The sequence below is a fragment of the Qipengyuania sp. NPDC077563 genome, from assembly GCF_044901345.1.
GTDB classification, from domain to species: domain Bacteria; phylum Pseudomonadota; class Alphaproteobacteria; order Sphingomonadales; family Sphingomonadaceae; genus Qipengyuania; species Qipengyuania aestuarii.
Genome location: NZ_JBJDPC010000003.1, coordinates 1 through 18,283 on the forward strand (window position 1 = coordinate 1; position 18,283 = coordinate 18,283).

An 18,283-nucleotide genomic window follows, 5' to 3' on the forward strand; every position below is an offset into this window, starting at 1 on the left:
TCGGCTTGGTTACTGGTTTCCGGAGCCTTAAAACCCCCGGACCAGGCGCCGTCGCCCACATGTCCCTTCATCAAAAACTAACAATGTCAAAGAACTCACCAGACAGTAAAACCGGACAGCTAATCACTCCCCGATTTACACCGGGGGACCGGCTATCCGTCTATGTTGGCGACCAACCCAGCGTCCGGTAGAAACCGTCAGCGCCGCGTCGGTGAGGGCCATCTAGGCCCCACCCAGGATTCAGTCAATGGGTTTTTAAAAGTTTTTTGAACTTTTTTGGAACCGACCGTTTCCGCTACATTTCTGCCTTTCCCAAATGGTGACCGGCGCCAAATTTTCAAGGGCTCCACAATCCATCTTTCGATCAGGCCGACATTAGTATTGGCAATTGGTTCCGTGCGCAGGTTTCGCGGACTGCCTGATGGCTTGGCTACAGCCAGTGCAGAAACTGGAATATCACGGCCTACCCAGGTTACTGCCTCCTTCTTCCAATTGCATCCGGTGTTGTCCGCGGTGTTTTGTGGACTTTCGATTACCCATCAAATCTAAGCGCAACGGACCACTCGGTCTGCGTCTTCCATCCTAGCCGCTCCGCTTCCTGACCTTGCCCCGAGCAGTCCCGCATCCCAAATAACGGCGCATGCCGCCCAATACGATCACCTCCGACCAGCGTCCGGACGCCGATAGCTGGAAGACGCTGAAACGCTTTCTTCCCTATCTCTGGCCGAAAGAGCATCCCGACCTGAGGCGGCGTATCGCGATTGCCATGGGGCTGGTGCTCCTAGCAAAGGCCACCACCCTTGCACTTCCCTACGCATACAAGAAGGCAGTCGATGCGATGACCACGCCCGCGAACGAGGCGGCGATGGTGGCGATCGCGTTCGTTGTGGCTTACGCCGCCGGGAGGCTCGCCAGTGTGGTCTTCGATAACACACGCAATATCGTTTTCGAACGAGTTGGCCAGGAAGCCACCCGCCATCTGGCGGAGGACACCTTCGCAAGATTGCATAATCTCTCGCTGAGATTTCATCTTTCGCGTCGTACGGGAGAAGTCACTAAAACGATCGAGCGTGGCACGAAAAGCATCGACTCGATGCTTTATTTTCTGCTGTTCAATATCGCTCCAACCGTGATCGAGCTCGTGGCTGTCGCGGTTATCTTCTATCTGAATTTCGGATGGGAACTTGTGGCGGCAACGGGGATGACCGTCATCACCTACATTGCCGTCACTCGCTGGATCACAGAGTGGCGGACGAAGCTGCGCAGGCAGATGAATGATCTCGACGGTCAGGCTCTGTCGCGAGCAGTGGACAGCCTGCTTAATTATGAAACGGTAAAATATTTCGGCGCCGAGAAGCGGGAACGGGACCGCTATGGCCGCGCGGCGCGCTCTTATGCCGAGGCCGCCATCAAGAGCGAAAACTCGCTCGGCATGCTCAATATGGTGCAGGCCCTGATCATGAATCTGCTCATGGGCGGAGCCATGGCCTACACTGTATGGGGCTGGAGCAAGGGGCAACTCACGACCGGCGATCTGGTGTTCGTAAACACCTACCTCAACCAACTCTTCCGCCCGCTCGATATGCTGGGCTGGGTCTATCGCACGATCCGGCAGGGGATCATCGACATGGCCGACATGTTCAACCTCATCGATACCCCGGTCGAAGTGGCGGACAAGCCGGGCGCGCCCGCCCTTGTCGTCAAACGCCCGACTATCACCTTCGATCACGTGCACTTCGGGTACGAACCGGACAGGACCATCCTCCATGGCCTCACATTCGAGGTGCCCGCGGGCAGCAATGTTGCCATTGTGGGACCTTCCGGAGCGGGCAAGAGCACCATCGCCCGCCTGCTCTTCCGCTTTTACGACCCCCAACGCGGCCGCATTCTGATCGACGGGCAGGATATCGCGGGCGTCACTCAGCAGAGCCTGCGCTCGCATATCGGCATAGTCCCGCAGGACAGCGTGCTGTTCAACGACACGGTCGGCTACAACATTGCCTATGGCCGAGAAGGCGCGGATCACAACGACATAGTAGCAGCAGCCGATGCCGCCGCGATCTTGCCGTTCATTGAACGATTACCGGACGGTTTCGATACAGAAGTGGGGGAACGCGGTCTCAAACTGTCCGGCGGAGAAAAACAGCGCGTTGCAATCGCCCGAACTCTAGTCAAGGATCCACCCATCCTGCTTCTCGACGAAGCCACCAGCGCCTTGGACAGCCGGACCGAACAGGACATTCTTCGTACGCTGAAGCGTGTCAGCGAGCACCGAACCACACTTGCAATCGCGCACCGTCTTTCGACTATCGCAGATGCGGACCGTATCCTGGTGCTGGACCATGGGCGCCTCGCCGAAATCGGCACCCATGTTGAACTGCTCCGCAAGGGCGAACTTTATGCCGAGATGTGGGCTCGCCAGCAGGCGGAGCAAAGCGAGGACGAAGGCGCGCTTGCCTAATCGCGGCGACGCTATCGGGCACCAGGGTTGTGCTGCATTGCACAATTGCTAAAGGGGCACGCAGTTTTTCGGCGCAACCGCGCCTTTCCTCCAATGCTGGATAGACAACATGCCTGATCTCGGCGCGATCAAACGCGACTGGTTTTCCAACATCCGTGCGGACGTTCTTGCCGGGATCGTCGTGGCGCTTGCTTTGATACCCGAAGCGATAGGTTTCTCGATCATTGCAGGGGTGGACCCGCGCGTCGGCCTTTATGCCTCAGTCGCGATCGCGATGGTCATTGCATTCACAGGCGGCCGGCCCGGCATGATCAGCGCCGCGACAGCCGCCGTGGCCGTAGTCGTGGTCCCTCTCGTGCGCGATTACGGCGTGGAATATCTCTTAGCTGCGACCATTCTCATGGGTGTGTTTCAAGGCATCGCTGCCCTGTTGCGCCTCGATCTTCTCATGCGTTTCGTTTCACGCTCGGTAATTACCGGGTTCGTAAACGCTCTGGCCATTCTTATTTTCACCGCCCAACTGCCGCAATTGACCAATGTCGGATGGGAAACCTACGCAATGGTCGCTGCCGCTCTGGCGATCATCTATCTTTTCCCCAAAGTGACGACGGCGGTCCCCAGTCCGCTGGTGGCCATCATCGTTCTGACGGCACTCAGCATCTGGATCAACGCACCGGTATACACTGTGGCTGACATGGGGGAATTGCCAGAGGGCCTTCCTTATTTCGTGCTTCCGGACGTACCGCTAACTTGGGAAACACTGGCGATCATCGCCCCTTACTCGGCCACGATGGCGGCCGTCGGCCTCTTGGAATCCTTGCTGACTGCACAGATCGTCGACGACATGACCCATACCGGTTCCGACAAGCGGAGGGAAAGTGCCGGCCAAGGGGTGGCAAACGTCGTTGCGGCATTCTTCGGCGGGATGGGCGGATGCGCAATGATCGGCCAGTCGGTCATCAACGTGACCAGCGGTGGGCGCGGGCGCCTTTCGACCTTCACTGCTGGTCTGGCCCTGCTCATCCTTTTGGCTGTTTTGGGCAATTTGGTGGGCCAGGTTCCCATGCCCGCTCTGGTAGGGATCATGATCATGGTGTCCATCGGGACCTTCTCCTGGAATTCCATACCCAATCTCTCCAAGCATCCCTGGCAGTCCAGCGTGGTCATGCTGACGACGGTCGTAGTGGTTGTGGCAACGCATAATCTGGCGCTTGGCGTCCTTGCGGGCGTCCTGCTCTCCGGAGTGTTCTTCACCCACAAGGTTATGACGATGTTCGAAGTCGTTCGCGAACGGGATGGCAATACCGCTGTCTATCGCGCCAAGGGCCAGATCTTCTACGCCAGCGTCGAACGTTTCGAGGCCGCGTTCGGCCCTGAAAGTACTCAGCCCGATCCCGCCGACCATGTGATAATAGACGTGCGTGAGGCTCACTTCTGGGATATTTCGGCTGTCGGAGCACTCGACAAGGTAGTGGAACGGATGCGCCGCAACGGCCGCAGCGTTCAAGTTCGTGGCTTGAACAGGGCAAGCAGCGACCTTGTCGACAAGTTTGCTCTGACCGACAAGACAGGTGTCGAAATCGGACTGGCACCTCATCCCTGATCGGGTGGCACCTCAAGTCTTTCCAGCAGATCCAAGGCTTCGTGGGCACGCGCTGCGGGAATAAAAGCATGATCGTGATAAAAAGCTGCGACCATGTTGCACGCGATGCCCGCTTCGGCGAGTTCGGTCGCCACTTTGGCGGTGAGGCCGACCTCCTCGAGATCGGAGTGAACCATTAGGGATATCCTGCCGAAATCCGGGCCGCCAATTCCCAGCTCATCAGCCACATCGACGGGGACGATTGCTGTCACCCCTTCGTCTTCCCGAAATGTCCCGATTGCCGCACCTAAGAGCTGAACGGCATTGACGGAATTGAGCAGGACAAACCGCCAAGTTTGCTCGTCCAACTTGGGTTTTAACCAGGAGGTCATTGAAACGAGCGTGATCCCACGTTCATCCGGCCACCAAATCGGTCTCGATCCTGTCCAGAAAAGCATCGGTCGACCAGTCCACTTGGTCCATTATGATGTCGGGCTCGTAAAATTCTCCCCACGCGCGCGACCGTCCGATATAGACTTTGTTCGGTATCACAAGCTGTCCAGGACCTGCCGGAAGCGGAACAGTGCGCACTTCCATGTAGGTTGAGTCCGCGGAAGTGGGTGCACCGATAAGCTTCGTGTTATCGAACCGGATGAAGACATCGTTCGCATCGAGGCATGCACTGGCGCACAGTCCCCAATTGATCACATAAACTGGCACCGTGAAATCGGTCGGTGTTGGCGCTTCGCTACCTGTTTCGACGGGCGCCTGATCTTGGGTTTCCCGCCACAGCGGCTGGCCGGCATTATATGCTGCGGACATGCTCTCGGTGGTCGCCGCCAACCAGTCGGCGATTTCGAGCTCGCCATTTTCTCGAAATTCGATTTCCGCTTCTTTCAGATACGCAATCGTATCAGGACTCGTACGCCAGTCGATAGCCTCGCTCTGATGAGAACGAGACTGAAGGGCGCTTTTACCCCATAGTATCGAAGCCAGCCTGCGCGACCATTCCGACGACCCGCCGTTGTTTCCACGCAGATCCAATACCACGGCTCTCGCCCTCAGGAGTTCTTCTCTCCTCCTCTCGACCGCTGAATAGAGCGCTGCGTATTGCGTACGCACGTCATCGCCGGGATCGAAATCTCCTAATCCGATCACGAAAATCCCGTCGCGAGGTTCACTGAGGATAGTCGGTTCTGCAGCAGGGAAAACGCTCTCTCCGTAGAAATCGCGCTGTTCTTCGGTAGCGGCGGACCAATCCAGGGCCTGTGTCAGCTTCTCGCCATCCGCTAACGAAAACGTGCATTTGCGAGGATGGCTGCTCGAGAGCTCGCCGATCGAATAGAATAGCTGTGAGGGGCGAACCCACCATTGGCCGGCTTCATTCGGACGAAAATTACGGACCAGTAGCCGGTCCGTCAGGAATTCCCTGATCGGCGTGCCATCGCATTCAGTGATTTCGCTGCCATTCAACATTGCAGTCGGATCTGGCGTGCTGGCGATGAGACGGTCACCGCGCCAAAGGGCGACAAAACCCGGCCAATATCGCGGCGCGTCCGAGGGGACGGGTGGAGAGAAGGCTTGAGCCTGCGCATGGCCATCCGACAGGATCGAGCTGAAACTGGCCAAGGCCAAAGCATAGCCAGACTGATCTTCAGCCTTTTTCGCAGCGGCCAGTCCGGCGGACCTTGCTTCGCCAAGCTGCTTGAGAAAACCGGGATTGGCGAGGTCATAGATGCCAGGATGGTTTTCTACAAACTCGCGATAGGCGGCGAGAACGTCCGTACCCGCAGCTTCGGACCAGTCATTTGCCGTCCAATTCGCATATTCTTCTGGCGCGCTATCCTGTGCACTGACCTGCGATGAAATCATGGCTGCGAACAATGCAGCCACCATGAACTTTCTCACTATTTATCCTCCAACCCACGAACACCTTGGCCGGAGAGTAGAATCATCCGGTCAAGGTGACGTTCGTCAGAGAATATACTTGGAAAGGTCCGTGTCGCCAGAAAGATCGTCAAGGCGTTCGCGGACATAGTCCGCGTTTATGGTTATCGTTTCGCCCCTGTGCTCCTCGGCTTCGAAGCTGATGTCTTCCAGCAAGCGCTCCATAACAGTCTGGAGACGACGCGCGCCGATGTTCTCGACGCTCTCGTTCACGCGAGCGGCAATCTTTGCGACCTCGGCAATCGCATCATCGGTGATTTCGAGCATGACGTCTTCCGTCCCGATCAGCGCCTTATACTGCTGTACGAGGTTCGCGCGCGTCTCGGTGAGGATGCGGACGAAGTCTTCCTCTGTCAGCGCGCGCAGTTCGACCCGGATTGGCAAGCGGCCCTGCAATTCAGGCAGCATGTCCGATGGTTTCGATACGTGGAACGCGCCGCTGGCGATGAAGAGTACATGGTCGGTCTTCATCGGACCGTATTTGGTGGCAACTGTCGTGCCTTCGATGAGCGGTAGAAGATCGCGCTGGACGCCTTCACGGCTGACCGATCCGCCGCGGACGTCGCTCACCGCGATCTTGTCGATCTCGTCGAGAAACACGATGCCGTTGGTCTCGGCATTTTCCAGCGCCACGCGGTTCACGTCGTCCTGGTCCATGCGTTTTTCAGCCTCTTCCTCAACCAGGCGATCCCACGCATCGGGAACTTTCAACTTGCGCCGCTTGAGGTTGGACTTGCCCATCGCCTTGCCGAGCATGTCTGACAGGTCGATCATGCCGACATTGCCGGGCATGCCAGGTATCTCCATGTTGGATTGCGGCTGGTCCTTCACCTCGATCTCGACCTCGGTGTCGTTCATCGCATTTTCGACAATCCGCTGGCGAAAGGCTTCTCTCGTGGCCTCGCTGGCATTCTCGCCGACGAGCGCGTTGAGCAAACGCTCCATCGCTGCATGGCTGGCGGTTTCACGAACCGCTTCGCGGCGGCGGTCCTTTTCTAGGCGGATAGCTTCTTCGGCCAGGTCTCGGGCGATCTGTTCTACATCGCGGCCGACATATCCCACCTCGGTGAACTTGGTCGCCTCCACCTTCACGAACGGGGCTTCGGCCAGCTTGGCGAGACGGCGGCTAATCTCCGTCTTGCCGCAACCGGTGGGTCCGATCATGAGGATGTTCTTCGGCGTCACCTCATCGCGCAAATTACGGTCAAGCCGCTGACGGCGCCACCGATTGCGCAGGGCGACCGCGACGGCGCGCTTGGCTTCCTTCTGGCCGATGATGTGTTCATCGAGAGCTGCGACGATCGCTTTGGGGGTCAGATTTTCGATCAAGCTATCTTATCCAATTTCACGCATAGGAGGGACGGCAGTGCAGGATTGGCCTGGAGGGATTCCTCAGACCTCTTCGACTGTGACATTGCCGTTGGTGAAGACGCAGATGTCCGCGGCGACCTGCATGGCCTTGCGGGCGATCACTTCGGGATCGTCTTCATATTCGGCGATGGCCTTGGCGGCGGCAAGCGCGTAGTTTCCGCCCGAGCCGATGGCCGTAATGCCCGCTTCGGGTTCCAGCACATCGCCATTGCCGGTGAGGACGAGGAGGTTGTCCTTGTCCGCCACGATCATCAGCGCTTCCAGATTGCGCAGATATTTGTCGGTGCGCCAGTCCTTGGTCAGTTCCACCGCAGCCCGCAGCAACTGCCCGTTATACTGCTCGAGCTTCTTTTCGAGCCGTTCGAACAGGGTGAAGGCATCGGCCGTGGCGCCGGCAAATCCGGCGACGACCTTGCCGCCTTCGCCGATCCGGCGGACCTTGCGGGCATTAGGCTTCATCACGGTATTGCCCATGGACACTTGCCCGTCGCCGGCGACGACGATGCGGTTGCCCTTGCGGACGCCGATGATGGTTGTTCCGTGCCACTGGACGAGGCCGTGGCGATTGTCCTGATCACTCATGCCGCGCGATATGGGGTGCGCGGCAGAGGGGTCAAGGCGACGCGGTAAAGCCTGACGTCAGCGTCCCGGACCGCCCGGACCGGTGCCGCCGAGGCCCGGCTGGCCGACCGTACCGATATTGCCGAACAGATCTTCGAGGAAGCCCCGCTCGCGGCCCAGCGTGGGCGTTTCGGCACCATCGGGCGTGAGATAGACCACGTCTTCGATACCCGTGCGATCCGCCGAGAGGACATCGCCATCAGGGCCGAACTTCACGGCCAGCACCTGGTGGGCCTCGACCCGCGGGCGCACGAAGGGTTTCCGGCCCGTGGTGGACGACACGTAATACCAGGTCGGATCGCCGAACTGGCTGGTGAAAGTCGGGCGGCCCAGCGTCATTTCGACGCTGCGCTGGTTGTCGATTCCCGGCTGGACCGAATTCAGCAGCACCGAATCGATGACATAACCGCGGTTCTCCCGGATCGACGAGCAAGCCCCAAGGGAGAGGCCGGCTGCAACCAGTGCGGACGTGGCAAGGATTTTCGTGGTCCTCATGGGAACTGCTTTACTCCGTTTCCGAGGCGCTTGGCCTGCTGGCCTGCGCGCCCTATATGCGCGAGCGAGGCCCTAAACCGCCGCGCGCGTCCATGCAACTTGGCTTTGCGTGCAACAGGGGATGGGCCTGCCCGCGGCGGTTTGAATTGCCGCTGAACGATTTCGCAAAACGAGACCCGATTCATGTCCTTCCTCACCCGCCTTTTCGGCACGCAGCCCGACCCGCGCGAAGAGTGGCGCCCGCTGTGGCACACGATCGTGGAACAGGCGCGCGAACCCGACTGGTATCGCATGTGCGGCGTGGCCGACACGCTGGAAGGCCGGTTCGACATGGTCACGCTGGTCCTCAGCCTGGTGCTCCTGCGGATGGAGGCGGACAAGGATCTGGCCCCGCACACGGCGCTGGTAACCGAGCTTTTCGTGGAGGATATGGAAGGCCAGCTGCGCGAAGCCGGGATCGGCGATCCCACCGTGGGCAAGAATATCGGCAATCTGATGAGCAGCATGGGCGGCCGCCTCGGCAGCTATCGCACAGCGCTGGGCAATGAAGATCGCGCCGCCCTGGCCGAAGCCCTCAGGCGCAATGTGACCATGGCACAGGAAGATGAAAGCTACGCGCTGGCCGAACGGATGATCCGCCTGCACAAACGGCTGGGACGGACAAGCGCCGACCAGCTGCGCGCCGGGGAGATTGCGGCATGAGCGGGCAGGACAACGAACTGGTCCGGCTGGTTAAGCCGCGCGCCCTTCCTGCCGGAGAGATGAGCGTAGAGGCGAGCGACACCGAACGCAGCGCGCTTGCCCGCCGGTTTTCGGTTACCGCCATCCACCGGCTCACCGCGACGGTCGAATTCGGCGAGAAGGATGAGGCAGTCCTCGCCAATGGCACCTTGTCGGCCCGGATCGAGCAACCCTGCGCGGTCACGCGCGAGGATATTACCTACGATATTTCCGAAAGCTTCGCGCTCCGTTTCGTGCCTACCGGAACCATGGCGGATTACGAGGAGGACGAGGAATTCGAACTGACCGAGGAAGATCTGGACGAGATCGAATATGAAGGCGAGACCTTCGATCTCGGCGAAGCGATCGCACAGGAACTCGGCCTTGCCATCGACCCTTATCGCGAAGGCCCGGGCGCCGAGGAAAGGCGCGCCGAAGCTGGCATCGAAAGCGACGAGGAACGCGCCCCCAGCGGGCCGCTCGCCGAAGCCCTGTCGGCGCTGAAAAAAGGCTGAGCGGTGGACGAGGTTTCGCTCCGCCCCATTGGCGATGCCAGCGAAATGCGAGACCTTGCCGCGGCGCTCGCTGCCAGCGGCTTACCTCATGACGACCTTTCGGAACCGGGCCGCCAGTTTTACAGTATCCGCCGCGCAGATCGCCAGCTCGGCTTTATCGGTGTCGAGGGAAGTGGGAGCGACCGTATGCTAAGATCATTTGTCATCCCGCCGGATCACCGTGCCGCAGGAGTAGGCAGCAGAGCCCTCGCCGTTCTGGAAAACCGGGTCCGGGAAAACAATGCCAAACGGCTGCATCTCTTGACCACAACGGCCGCAAAGTTCTTTCGCAGACACGGTTACCAGCCTGCCAGCCGAGACGAAGCTCCCGATACCATTGCCCGTTCGCGGGAGTTTACGATGCTCTGCTCGGCGAGTGCCGAATACCTTGTGAAGAACTTGTGATAAGTCCGACACAAAGACGGCTTATACTCCGTCCAACCGGTCAAAGAGATACGTGGCCCTGATGCCAGTCGAGCGCTTCCGCTCGCTTTATTGGGTATGCTACCCCCGATAGCGTTGAACGGAAAATTTTAGATATGCTCTGACAAGGCCTGCTTCTATCGTGAAATTGCGTGAAAAGCCTGCGGGATATCGGCAAGGCTCAACAGGCCTCGCCCCCAGCTGTCCCAATATCGTCTCATTGTCACCGAACCGACCATTCTCCGTCACGGTGGGGTAACCGGCCCACATCATACGCCGCCCGACTGACTGGGATCGTCGGAGGGACATGATGAAAAGACTGACACTGGCAGTCCTGCTGGCTGCGGGCGCCGCGATGCCGGCAGATTCGCAGAGCGGAAGCAGCGGCTATCTCGAACCTGAGGATCGCCCGAATCTCGTGGAGATCTTGCCGCCGCCCCCGGAGCCGGGATCGCCGCGCGCGCTATCCGACCGGGCAATCTATCGTGAAAGCCGCGAGATGAAGGACAGCCCGCGCTGGGACCTCGCCACGCGTGACGTCACCGGCGGCATGCTCGATCATTTTTCCTGCGCCCTGGGCGCCACGCTGGAAGAGGACGACGTACCGGCGCTGAGCCGCCTGCTCGACCGGGCGGGCAACGACCGGCGAGTGGTTGGCGATGCCAAAAAGCATTACCAGACGGCGCGGCCCTGGCTCGATAACGATCTGCCGATCTGCGAGCCGCGCACCGAGCATCTGGCCGGAAATGGCGATTATCCTTCCGGTCATGCCGCGCACGGCCAGCACGTCGCCATGATCCTGGCCGCGCTGGCTCCGGATCGTGTCACGCAATTGCTCGCCCGGGGGCGGGAATTCGGGGAGAGCCGCTGGATTTGCGGGTCGCACAGTCAGAGCGCCGCCGAAGCGGGCACGCTGGCCGGAGCGGTGATCTTCGCGGCTGAAATGAACTCCGAGGAATTCCGGCAGGATCTTGAGGTCGCCCGCAAGGAGCTTCGTGCTGCCCGCGCTGCGGCTGATGCGCCGAAAAACTGCACCAAATCCTAAAAACAGATCACCGCCGCACCCACGCAGGGCGAGCGGGACGAACGCACATTCGGGAGGGGACGCGGGCTGCGCCGGGCGCTGTCCGTCTCACCATGAAGGGATCATCTACATGACAAGAAATTCCAGCGTCACGGCGCGCAAGTCCATTCTCCTCGCCAGTGCGGCAGCAGCGGCCTTTCTGGCCATACCCGCCGCAGCCCAGACGGCTCAGGAAGGAGCCGATCAGACAACTTCGGATGACGCGGGCGAAGGCGACGTTATCGTCGTCAGCGGGTACCGGGAGTCGCTCGAACGCGCGATCGACATCAAGCGCGACACCATCGGCTTTTCCGACTCCATCGTCGCCACCGACATCGCCGACTTTCCCGAGCAGAACCTTTCGGAAGCGCTGCAGCGCGTACCCGGCGTGACGATCGAACGTGACAAGGGCCTGGGAACCCGGGTGAACGTTCGCGGCCTTCCGACCGAATTTACCCATGTGCAGATCAACGATCTTGCAACCGCTTCGGGTTCGGGCGGGCGCGATGTCGAATTCGACATCTTCGCCTCCGAACTGGTGCAGACCGTCACGGTCTACAAATCGCCCACGGCAGCGCAGGAGGAGGGCGGAATCGCCGGGATCGTCGATATCCGCACTGCCCGCCCCTTCGATTTTTCCGGCTCGCGCATAGTTGGCTCCGTCGAAGGAGCCTACAATTCCATTTCGGAGGAAATCGATCCGCAGGCCTCGCTGCTGGTCAGCCAGACATGGGGGCCCTTCGGTGTTCTGCTGTCGGCAGCTTACGGCAAGCGGACCAATCGTACCGATTCAAATTCCGGCATAAACTTTCGGCCGATTTCGCGCTGGACCGATCGCGGAAACGCGCAAACGGATCAGGCAATTGCGGTTCTGGAACGCGACGCCGGCATCATTCTCGACCCGGCGGACGACGACCAGACGAGCCGCATTGTGTTCCTCGATAAGGTCGGTGACCGCATCTACCTCAACGATCAGGAACGCCTCGGCTTCTCGGGTTCGCTCCAATACAAGCCCAGCGACGAGCTGAGCGTGACGTTTGACGCCTTTCTCGGCTCATACGATTCCACTGAAGATGAATATGACGCCGCAGCCTATTCCGCATCGAGCCGGTCGACGCTCGACGTCATTCACGATTACGACGATACGACGCTCGCCGATTATGGCATCGTGGTCCTGCGCGATGTATCCTACACCGCGACGCAGCACGAATTCCTGAGCAAGGAACGCGTCAACGAAACCAATTATCGTCAGTTCGGAGGCGAACTGAACTGGGCGCCCGGAAACTGGACCATCGACATGCTCGGCGGTTATTCGGGCGCCGATAAGTCCAGCGATTATGCCAATCTCAAGCATGTCGCCTATGCGCCCTCCCGCACGCGCTACACGGAGACCGGAGGCGAAACGATCCCGAGCGACGACCCGGCATCCTTCGATATGTACAATTCGCCCTCGTCCTATTTGTTCGAGGCCTATGAGACGACCTATGAGGAGATCTCGGACGACAAATATGCCGCGCAGATCGACATCGGTCGCAGCTTCGATCGCGGCAGCCTGCTGGGCCTGAGTTCGGTGCACATCGGTGCGCGCTATACCGACAAGACCAAAGAGAGGAATTACGGCGAGGAGAAGATACAGGGCCCCACGCCGGGGGATAGCTCGTATGTCAACGAACGCACCCTTGCCGACAGCGATCTGATGGATGTCATCGATATCGTCGGCGGCAAGGACTATCAGGCCCGCGACCTGACGTGGCAGCAGATTTCCAATGGTTATGCCCGCGATTTCTTCCGGCCGGACGGCTTCCTCTCGCCCTTTGATGACGGGCAATTCTACCGGGTGAAGGAAAAGACCTGGGCTGCCTATGGCATGGTCAATTTCGATTTCGATCTCGGCTCAATGCCGGTGCTTCTCAATGCGGGCGCGCGGTATATCAAGACCGATATCCGGTCGTCGGGCTTCTTCCAGATCCAGAATTCCGATGGCACCACCGGCTACACGGACGAGCCGGTTTCGAGCGATGGCGACTATGACAAACTGCTGCCGGCTATAAACGCCACGATCGAGGTGACCGACGGCCTGATCCTGCGCGGTGCCGCATCGCAGACGCTGATCCGCCCGGCGCTCACCGATCTGGCCTACAAGCGGACCGCCAGCTTCAACGATTTCCGCTTCACGGATGGCAATCCGGGCCTGAAGCCGACTTATGCGGATCAATGGGAAGCAGGCGCAGAATATTACTTTGGCTCCGGCGGGCTGCTGGCGGCGTCCTATTTCTGGAAGAACATCGAAGGCGTGGTTCAGAACGAACTGACCGGCGTCGTGCGCGATGTGACTAAATATAACGCCAATGGCACGATCGACGGCGTTTACGATTTCGACGTCTATCAACCCGTCAATGCGGAAGGGTCATACGACGTCAGCGGCGTGGAACTGGTGGCAGTCCTCCCCTTTGGCATGTTCAGCCGCACTTTCGAAGGTTTCGGGGTGAACGCCAACGTCACTTTCCTGGACAGCTCGCTGACCGGGGAATCGGATATCGATGTCCCGACATCACCGGTCGGGCTGGCGGACAGCGTCTACAACATCACCGGCTTTTACGACCAAGGTCCATTCCAGGTCCGGGTGAGCTTCAATCGCAAGGGCGCCTATGTCGAGCGCATCGAGCGCAACATGTACCCCGTCTACCGCGACGCCTATGGCCAGTTCGACTTCTCGGCGAGCTATCAGATGACCCCGAGCTTGCGTGTCGAGCTTCAGGCTATCAACTTTACCGACGAGCCAACAACCGGTTACACGATCGATCCGTCCTTCCCGACGACTTACGAATTTTCCGGAAGTCGAATCAGCCTGGGTGTTCGCGCCCAGTTCTAACGTCCACTCGGTGCAATTTTGCATCTCGATCGGGATGCCAGCCAGCGTATAATACCACGACGAAACGGGCCGTCTGATATGTTCAGGCGGCCCGTTTCTTATTGTAAAAAGGAACGCTGCCGATTGTCCTTTGCCGGTTGAAAGACTAATTGCCGCGTTTATTTGAATTGCTTCACATTCAGCTCTGCGCAGTCGCTTGCTTGGATACTCAGGAAGAAACGCCGGCAGTAATGCATGAACCGGACGAAGGACTACAGGCGGTATTTCTGGCCAACCGTCAGGCATTGCTGCGTTTTCTCGAAGCGCGCGGGGCTCGCGGCGATGCCGAGGATGTGCTGCATGAGGTCTGGTTGAAGCTCGAGCGCAGCGCGCCGGGGCCGGTGGCATCACCCATGTCCTACCTCTATCGCATCGCCAACACCGTGATGATCGACCGCTTCCGCTCCGCGCGGCAGGCGCAATTGCGCGAGGCAGCCTGGTCGGAGGCGACGGGCGATCCGGAAGGCGGCGTCTCCGAAGCGCCATCGGCGGAGAGACTGGTTATCGGGCGGCAGATGGCGCTGCAGGTCGATGCCGCACTGGCGGACCTGCCCGAGCGCGCGCGGGAAATCTTCCAGCGCAGCCGGATCGCCGGCCAACCGCAGCGCGAGATCGCGCGCGACATGCGTATCAGCGTCAGCACGGTGGAAAGCGATTTGCGCAAGGTTTACCTCGTCCTCGCCCAGCTCAAGGAGCGGTTCGATGAGGAATGATCGCGAGGACTCCGTCCTAGGGACAGGAGCGATTTTGCATGGCGCATGATTCACGAATACTGGCCGAGGCGGCTGACTGGGCGATGCGGACGGCCGAGCCCGACTTCGCAGCATGGGACGACTTCACGCTGTGGCTGGAGCAATCGCCGGCGCATAACGCCGCCTATGATCACGCGGTGATGGCCGCCGAAACGGGCGCCGAGGCGCTGCGCCTGGCCCCGGCCAATGACGGTCCCTCGCCTGAAGATTCTGACACCCCGCGCCGGAATTACCGCTGGTATGGCGCGGCGCTGGCCGCCTGTGTCGCCCTGCTGTGTGCGCTGTGGTTGTGGCAGCCGGGCGCGGGCGAAGAAATTTACCGTACCGCTCCCGGCGAAACGCAGCTGGTGCAGCTAGGCGATGGCAGTTCGATCCTGCTCGGCGGTGACAGCGCGCTGACGCTGGAAAGTGATCAGACGCGTTATGCGCGTCTCGATCAGGGCCGTGCCTTGTTCCGCATCGAACATGACGAACGCGCGCCGTTTCATCTGGATGTCGGTTCCTCCACCCTGGTCGATGCGGGCACGGTGTTCGACGTAGCGATCCGGTCGGCCCAGATCCGCGTGGGCGTTTCCGAAGGCGCGGTGATCTACAATCCCGAACAGCAGAACCGGATGGTCAATCCCGGCCAGTTGCTGACCATCGCCCGCGCAGACGGGTCCTACCGCCTCGATCAGCTTTCCGCCGACCAGGTGGGCGAATGGCAGGACGGCCGCCTGACGTTCCGCGATGCATCTCTGGCAGACGTCGCGGCCGAAATCGCTGCCGCGACCGGGGTGGATTACCGGGTATCGCCCGGCAGCCGCGAGCGTCCGGTTTCAGGCAGCGTCCTGCTCGATCCTCTGAAATCGGATCCGGCAGTGCTCGGCGAATTGCTGGGCATCCGGGTCGACCGTGAAGAGACCGGCTGGGTCCTCCACTCCGAGTGACGATGCGGACCGGGCCTGCCTGCACGCTTGCCATGATTTGCGCGCTGGCATCGCCAGCTGCCGCAGAGGATATGGCCATTGATGCGCCGGCGGGACCGGTCGCGGAATCGGCCATCGCCATCGCCCGCCAGACCGGCACGAGCATCGTGATCGCCGACAGCGCGGTATCCAGGCGCCGCGCGCCGCGCATAAGCGGCCGGATGAGCCCGCGCGAGGCAGTGCAGCGTCTGGCACGCAGCGTGAATGCGAGGGCAGTGCCCTTGCGCGGCGGCGCCTGGCGGATCGAACCGGCTCCGCGCCAGCTCTCCCGCAGATCGCCGCCGAAAAAGCAGTCGAGGCAAACCGCCCAGACACAGCCCGCGGTGCCGCTTCCCCCACCGGCGCCCATGCCAGAAATCGTCGTCATCGCCAGCAAGCGGGATACCAAGCTGCAGGATCTCCCCGCGCAGGCATCTATCCTGACGGGCGAAGAGCTGGAATTGGGCGGGGTCGGCGGGACCGAACGGATCACCCAGCGCATTGCGACGGTGGCATCCACCTATCTCGGGAGCGGTCGCAACAAGCTGTTCATTCGCGGCATCGCCGATTCCAGTTTCACCGGGCCGACGCAGGCGACCGTGGGGCAGTACCTGGGGGATATGCGGCTGAGCTATAACGCGCCCGACCCCGATCTCCGCCTGTCCGATCTCGAGCGTGTCGAAGTGCTCGAAGGGCCGCAAGGCACGCTCTACGGGGCCGGCTCGCTCGGCGGCATCATCCGGATGGTGCCCAACTCCCCCGACCTCGATTACGCATCGCTGCGCGGTTCGCTCGGCCGCGGGCTGACCCAGGGCGGCACCGGCAGCGCCGATGCCGGCGTCATGGTGAATATCCCGCTCCTTACCGATCGGGCCGCCATCAGGGTGGTCGCCGATGCGGCAAGCGAGGGCGGTTATATCGACAAGCCGATGCTCGGCCGTGACAACGTCAACCGGACGGAAATCCTTTCCGGGCGGGCCATGGCTCGGCTGCAACTTGCGCCCGACTGGACCGTCGATGTCATCGGGCTGGCGCAATCGACCCGGGCCGACGACAGCCAGTATACCGCCAGGAACGGTCCGCCTTACGAAAGCATGGCCCGCGTACAGGAAGGCTCCGCCGCTGATTACCGGCACGGCCAGCTCGTCGTCGCCGGACAACTCGGCACGGTCCACTTACGTTCTACCACCGGCATCGTCAGCCAGGACCTGGAGGAGCGCTACGACGCAACCACGGTCGAACAGAACGAGCGGATTTTCACGCAGCGCAATCACACCAACATGCTGGCGCACGAAACCCGGCTGTGGCGACCGCTCGACGACACGCAGACGCTCGGATGGCTGACCGGGGTCAGCCTGATCGATAACGAGACCCAGCTGAGTCGCTCCCTCCAGCAGCAGATCCTGCGCGCCGCGACACCGGGCGTCGTGAATACCGTGACCGAAGCGACTGCCTATGGCGAAGTGTCCGTGCAGCTTCGCAATGGCCTCATCGCCTCTGCAGGCGCGCGCTACACCACGGTGCGGCTTGGCGGGGGTGCCGAAGACGTGCCCCTCGCGCTGATGATCGCGCGGGCGGAAGTTACCGAGAGCCGGACGCAATCGGCCTTCCTTCCGTCCCTGTCTCTGGTCGCCCATCCAGGCCCCTCCACAAGCCTTTATGCGCGCTATCAGGAAGGTTTTCGGCCCGGCGGTCTCGCCATCGAAAAAGAATTCGTCCGACGGTTCGAACAGGACCACGCCCGCGCGATCGAATTTGGCATCCGCAACGGCCGGCCGGGGCGAGATCCGTTCGATCTCGCGGTGAACCTGTCCTATACGCGATGGGAGGACATCCAGGCGGATTTCATCGATGACTTCGGCCTGCCCAGCACCGCCAATATCGGGGATGGCCGGGTCTGGAGCATCAGTGCCACGGGCGGCGCGCGCCTAGCGCCGGGCCTGCGGCTGAGCGGCGGCCTGACAGTCAACGAAAGCCATATCGATGAGCCGCGGCTGTTGGCCGCTTCGCGTGTAAGCCACGTTCCGAACATCGCGCGGTTTTCGGGCAGAGCCGGGATCGAATATTCGTATCCGATCAGCCGGAATCTCGATCTCGATGCGCGGCTGTGGGCAAGCTATATCGGCAAATCCCGGCTCGGCATGGGGCCCGAACTCGGCGATCTGCAAGGCGACTATCTCGACAGCGGTGCCACAGTGCGCCTCGGCAATCCGCGGGTCGGAGCAACTCTCGCCATTACCAATCTCGCAGACACCGTAGGCAATCGCTTCGCGCTGGGAACGCCCTTTGCCGTCATGCGCGAACAAGTGACGCCGCTGCGCCCGCGCTCGATCCGCCTGGGCGTCGATTTTTCCTTCTGACGTTCTGCGATCAAAAAATGTCGCACCGGGCCAAGGCAATCCGCCGAGGTCTCCGTCCCCCTCTCTGACACAGACG

Annotated in this window: 15 protein-coding genes; 10 read left to right on the forward strand and 5 right to left on the reverse strand. The window is 60.7% G+C overall.

Annotated elements, in window-relative coordinates:
• Positions 1-640 precede the first annotated feature (640 nt).
• Positions 641-2,461 carry an ABCB family ABC transporter ATP-binding protein/permease gene (locus ACI2I1_RS11095; RefSeq protein ID WP_404679179.1) on the forward strand — a complete coding sequence of 607 codons (1,821 nt, stop codon included), beginning with the start codon at positions 641-643 and terminating at the stop codon, positions 2,459-2,461.
• Positions 2,462-2,570: 109 nt separating this feature from the next.
• Positions 2,571-4,064 carry a SulP family inorganic anion transporter gene (locus ACI2I1_RS11100; RefSeq protein ID WP_404679180.1) on the forward strand — a complete coding sequence of 498 codons (1,494 nt, stop codon included), beginning with the start codon at positions 2,571-2,573 and terminating at the stop codon, positions 4,062-4,064.
• On the opposite strand, the gene ACI2I1_RS11105 is transcribed toward ACI2I1_RS11100, so the two are convergent.
• The 5 genes from ACI2I1_RS11105 to ACI2I1_RS11125 all read right to left on the reverse strand — a co-directional run bounded on the left by ACI2I1_RS11105 (position 4,055) and on the right by ACI2I1_RS11125 (position 8,477).
• Positions 4,055-4,435 (reverse strand): ACT domain-containing protein, encoded by a 381-nt coding sequence (locus ACI2I1_RS11105; protein ID WP_404679181.1) that lies wholly within the window; start codon positions 4,433-4,435, stop codon positions 4,055-4,057. The two genes, ACI2I1_RS11100 and ACI2I1_RS11105, sit on opposite strands and share 10 nt — an antisense overlap.
• 22 nt (positions 4,436-4,457) lie before the next feature.
• The gene (locus tag ACI2I1_RS11110) at positions 4,458-5,951 is read right to left on the reverse strand and encodes a hypothetical protein (protein WP_404679182.1); all 1,494 of its coding nucleotides are present in this window, start codon (positions 5,949-5,951) and stop codon (positions 4,458-4,460) included.
• Between the two features lie 66 nt (positions 5,952-6,017).
• On the reverse strand, positions 6,018-7,319 hold the full coding sequence (gene hslU, locus ACI2I1_RS11115; protein ID WP_404679183.1) for an ATP-dependent protease ATPase subunit HslU: 1,302 nt from the start codon (positions 7,317-7,319) through the stop codon (positions 6,018-6,020).
• Positions 7,320-7,382: 63 nt separating this feature from the next.
• Positions 7,383-7,943, reverse strand: a complete 561-nt coding sequence (gene hslV, locus ACI2I1_RS11120) for an ATP-dependent protease subunit HslV (RefSeq protein ID WP_221544090.1) — start codon at positions 7,941-7,943, stop codon at positions 7,383-7,385.
• A 57-nt stretch (positions 7,944-8,000) separates the two neighbouring features.
• Positions 8,001-8,477 (reverse strand): outer membrane protein assembly factor BamE, encoded by a 477-nt coding sequence (locus ACI2I1_RS11125; protein WP_404679184.1) that lies wholly within the window; start codon positions 8,475-8,477, stop codon positions 8,001-8,003.
• A 183-nt stretch (positions 8,478-8,660) separates the two neighbouring features.
• Here ACI2I1_RS11125 and ACI2I1_RS11130 point away from each other — a divergent pair, with 183 nt between their 5' ends.
• From ACI2I1_RS11130 to ACI2I1_RS11165, 8 genes are all read left to right on the forward strand, one after another.
• Positions 8,661-9,179, forward strand: coding sequence for a ubiquinol-cytochrome C chaperone family protein (locus ACI2I1_RS11130; RefSeq protein WP_404679185.1), 519 nt, complete (start codon positions 8,661-8,663; stop codon positions 9,177-9,179).
• A complete protein-coding gene (locus ACI2I1_RS11135) occupies positions 9,176-9,712 on the forward strand; it encodes a YceD family protein (protein WP_404679186.1) in 537 nt (178 codons plus the stop codon). The genes ACI2I1_RS11130 and ACI2I1_RS11135 overlap by 4 nt, the downstream gene beginning before the upstream one ends.
• A 3-nt stretch (positions 9,713-9,715) precedes the next feature.
• Positions 9,716-10,156, forward strand: a complete 441-nt coding sequence (gene arsN2, locus ACI2I1_RS11140; protein ID WP_404679187.1) for an arsenic resistance N-acetyltransferase ArsN2 — start codon at positions 9,716-9,718, stop codon at positions 10,154-10,156.
• 328 nt (positions 10,157-10,484) lie between these two features.
• A complete protein-coding gene (locus ACI2I1_RS11145) occupies positions 10,485-11,219 on the forward strand; it encodes a phosphatase PAP2 family protein (RefSeq protein ID WP_404679188.1) in 735 nt (244 codons plus the stop codon).
• A gap of 109 nt (positions 11,220-11,328) precedes the next feature.
• Positions 11,329-14,109 (forward strand): TonB-dependent receptor, encoded by a 2,781-nt coding sequence (locus tag ACI2I1_RS11150; protein ID WP_404679189.1) that lies wholly within the window; start codon positions 11,329-11,331, stop codon positions 14,107-14,109.
• Between the two features lie 200 nt (positions 14,110-14,309).
• Positions 14,310-14,861: an RNA polymerase sigma factor gene (locus ACI2I1_RS11155; protein ID WP_247710904.1), complete on the forward strand. Its 552-nt coding sequence runs from the start codon at positions 14,310-14,312 to the stop codon at positions 14,859-14,861.
• A 38-nt stretch (positions 14,862-14,899) separates the two neighbouring features.
• On the forward strand, positions 14,900-15,829 hold the full coding sequence (locus ACI2I1_RS11160) for a FecR family protein (RefSeq protein ID WP_404679190.1): 930 nt from the start codon (positions 14,900-14,902) through the stop codon (positions 15,827-15,829).
• Between the two features lie 71 nt (positions 15,830-15,900).
• Positions 15,901-18,207: a TonB-dependent receptor gene (locus ACI2I1_RS11165; RefSeq protein WP_404679191.1), complete on the forward strand. Its 2,307-nt coding sequence runs from the start codon at positions 15,901-15,903 to the stop codon at positions 18,205-18,207.
• The last annotated feature ends 76 nt before the right edge of the window (positions 18,208-18,283 follow it).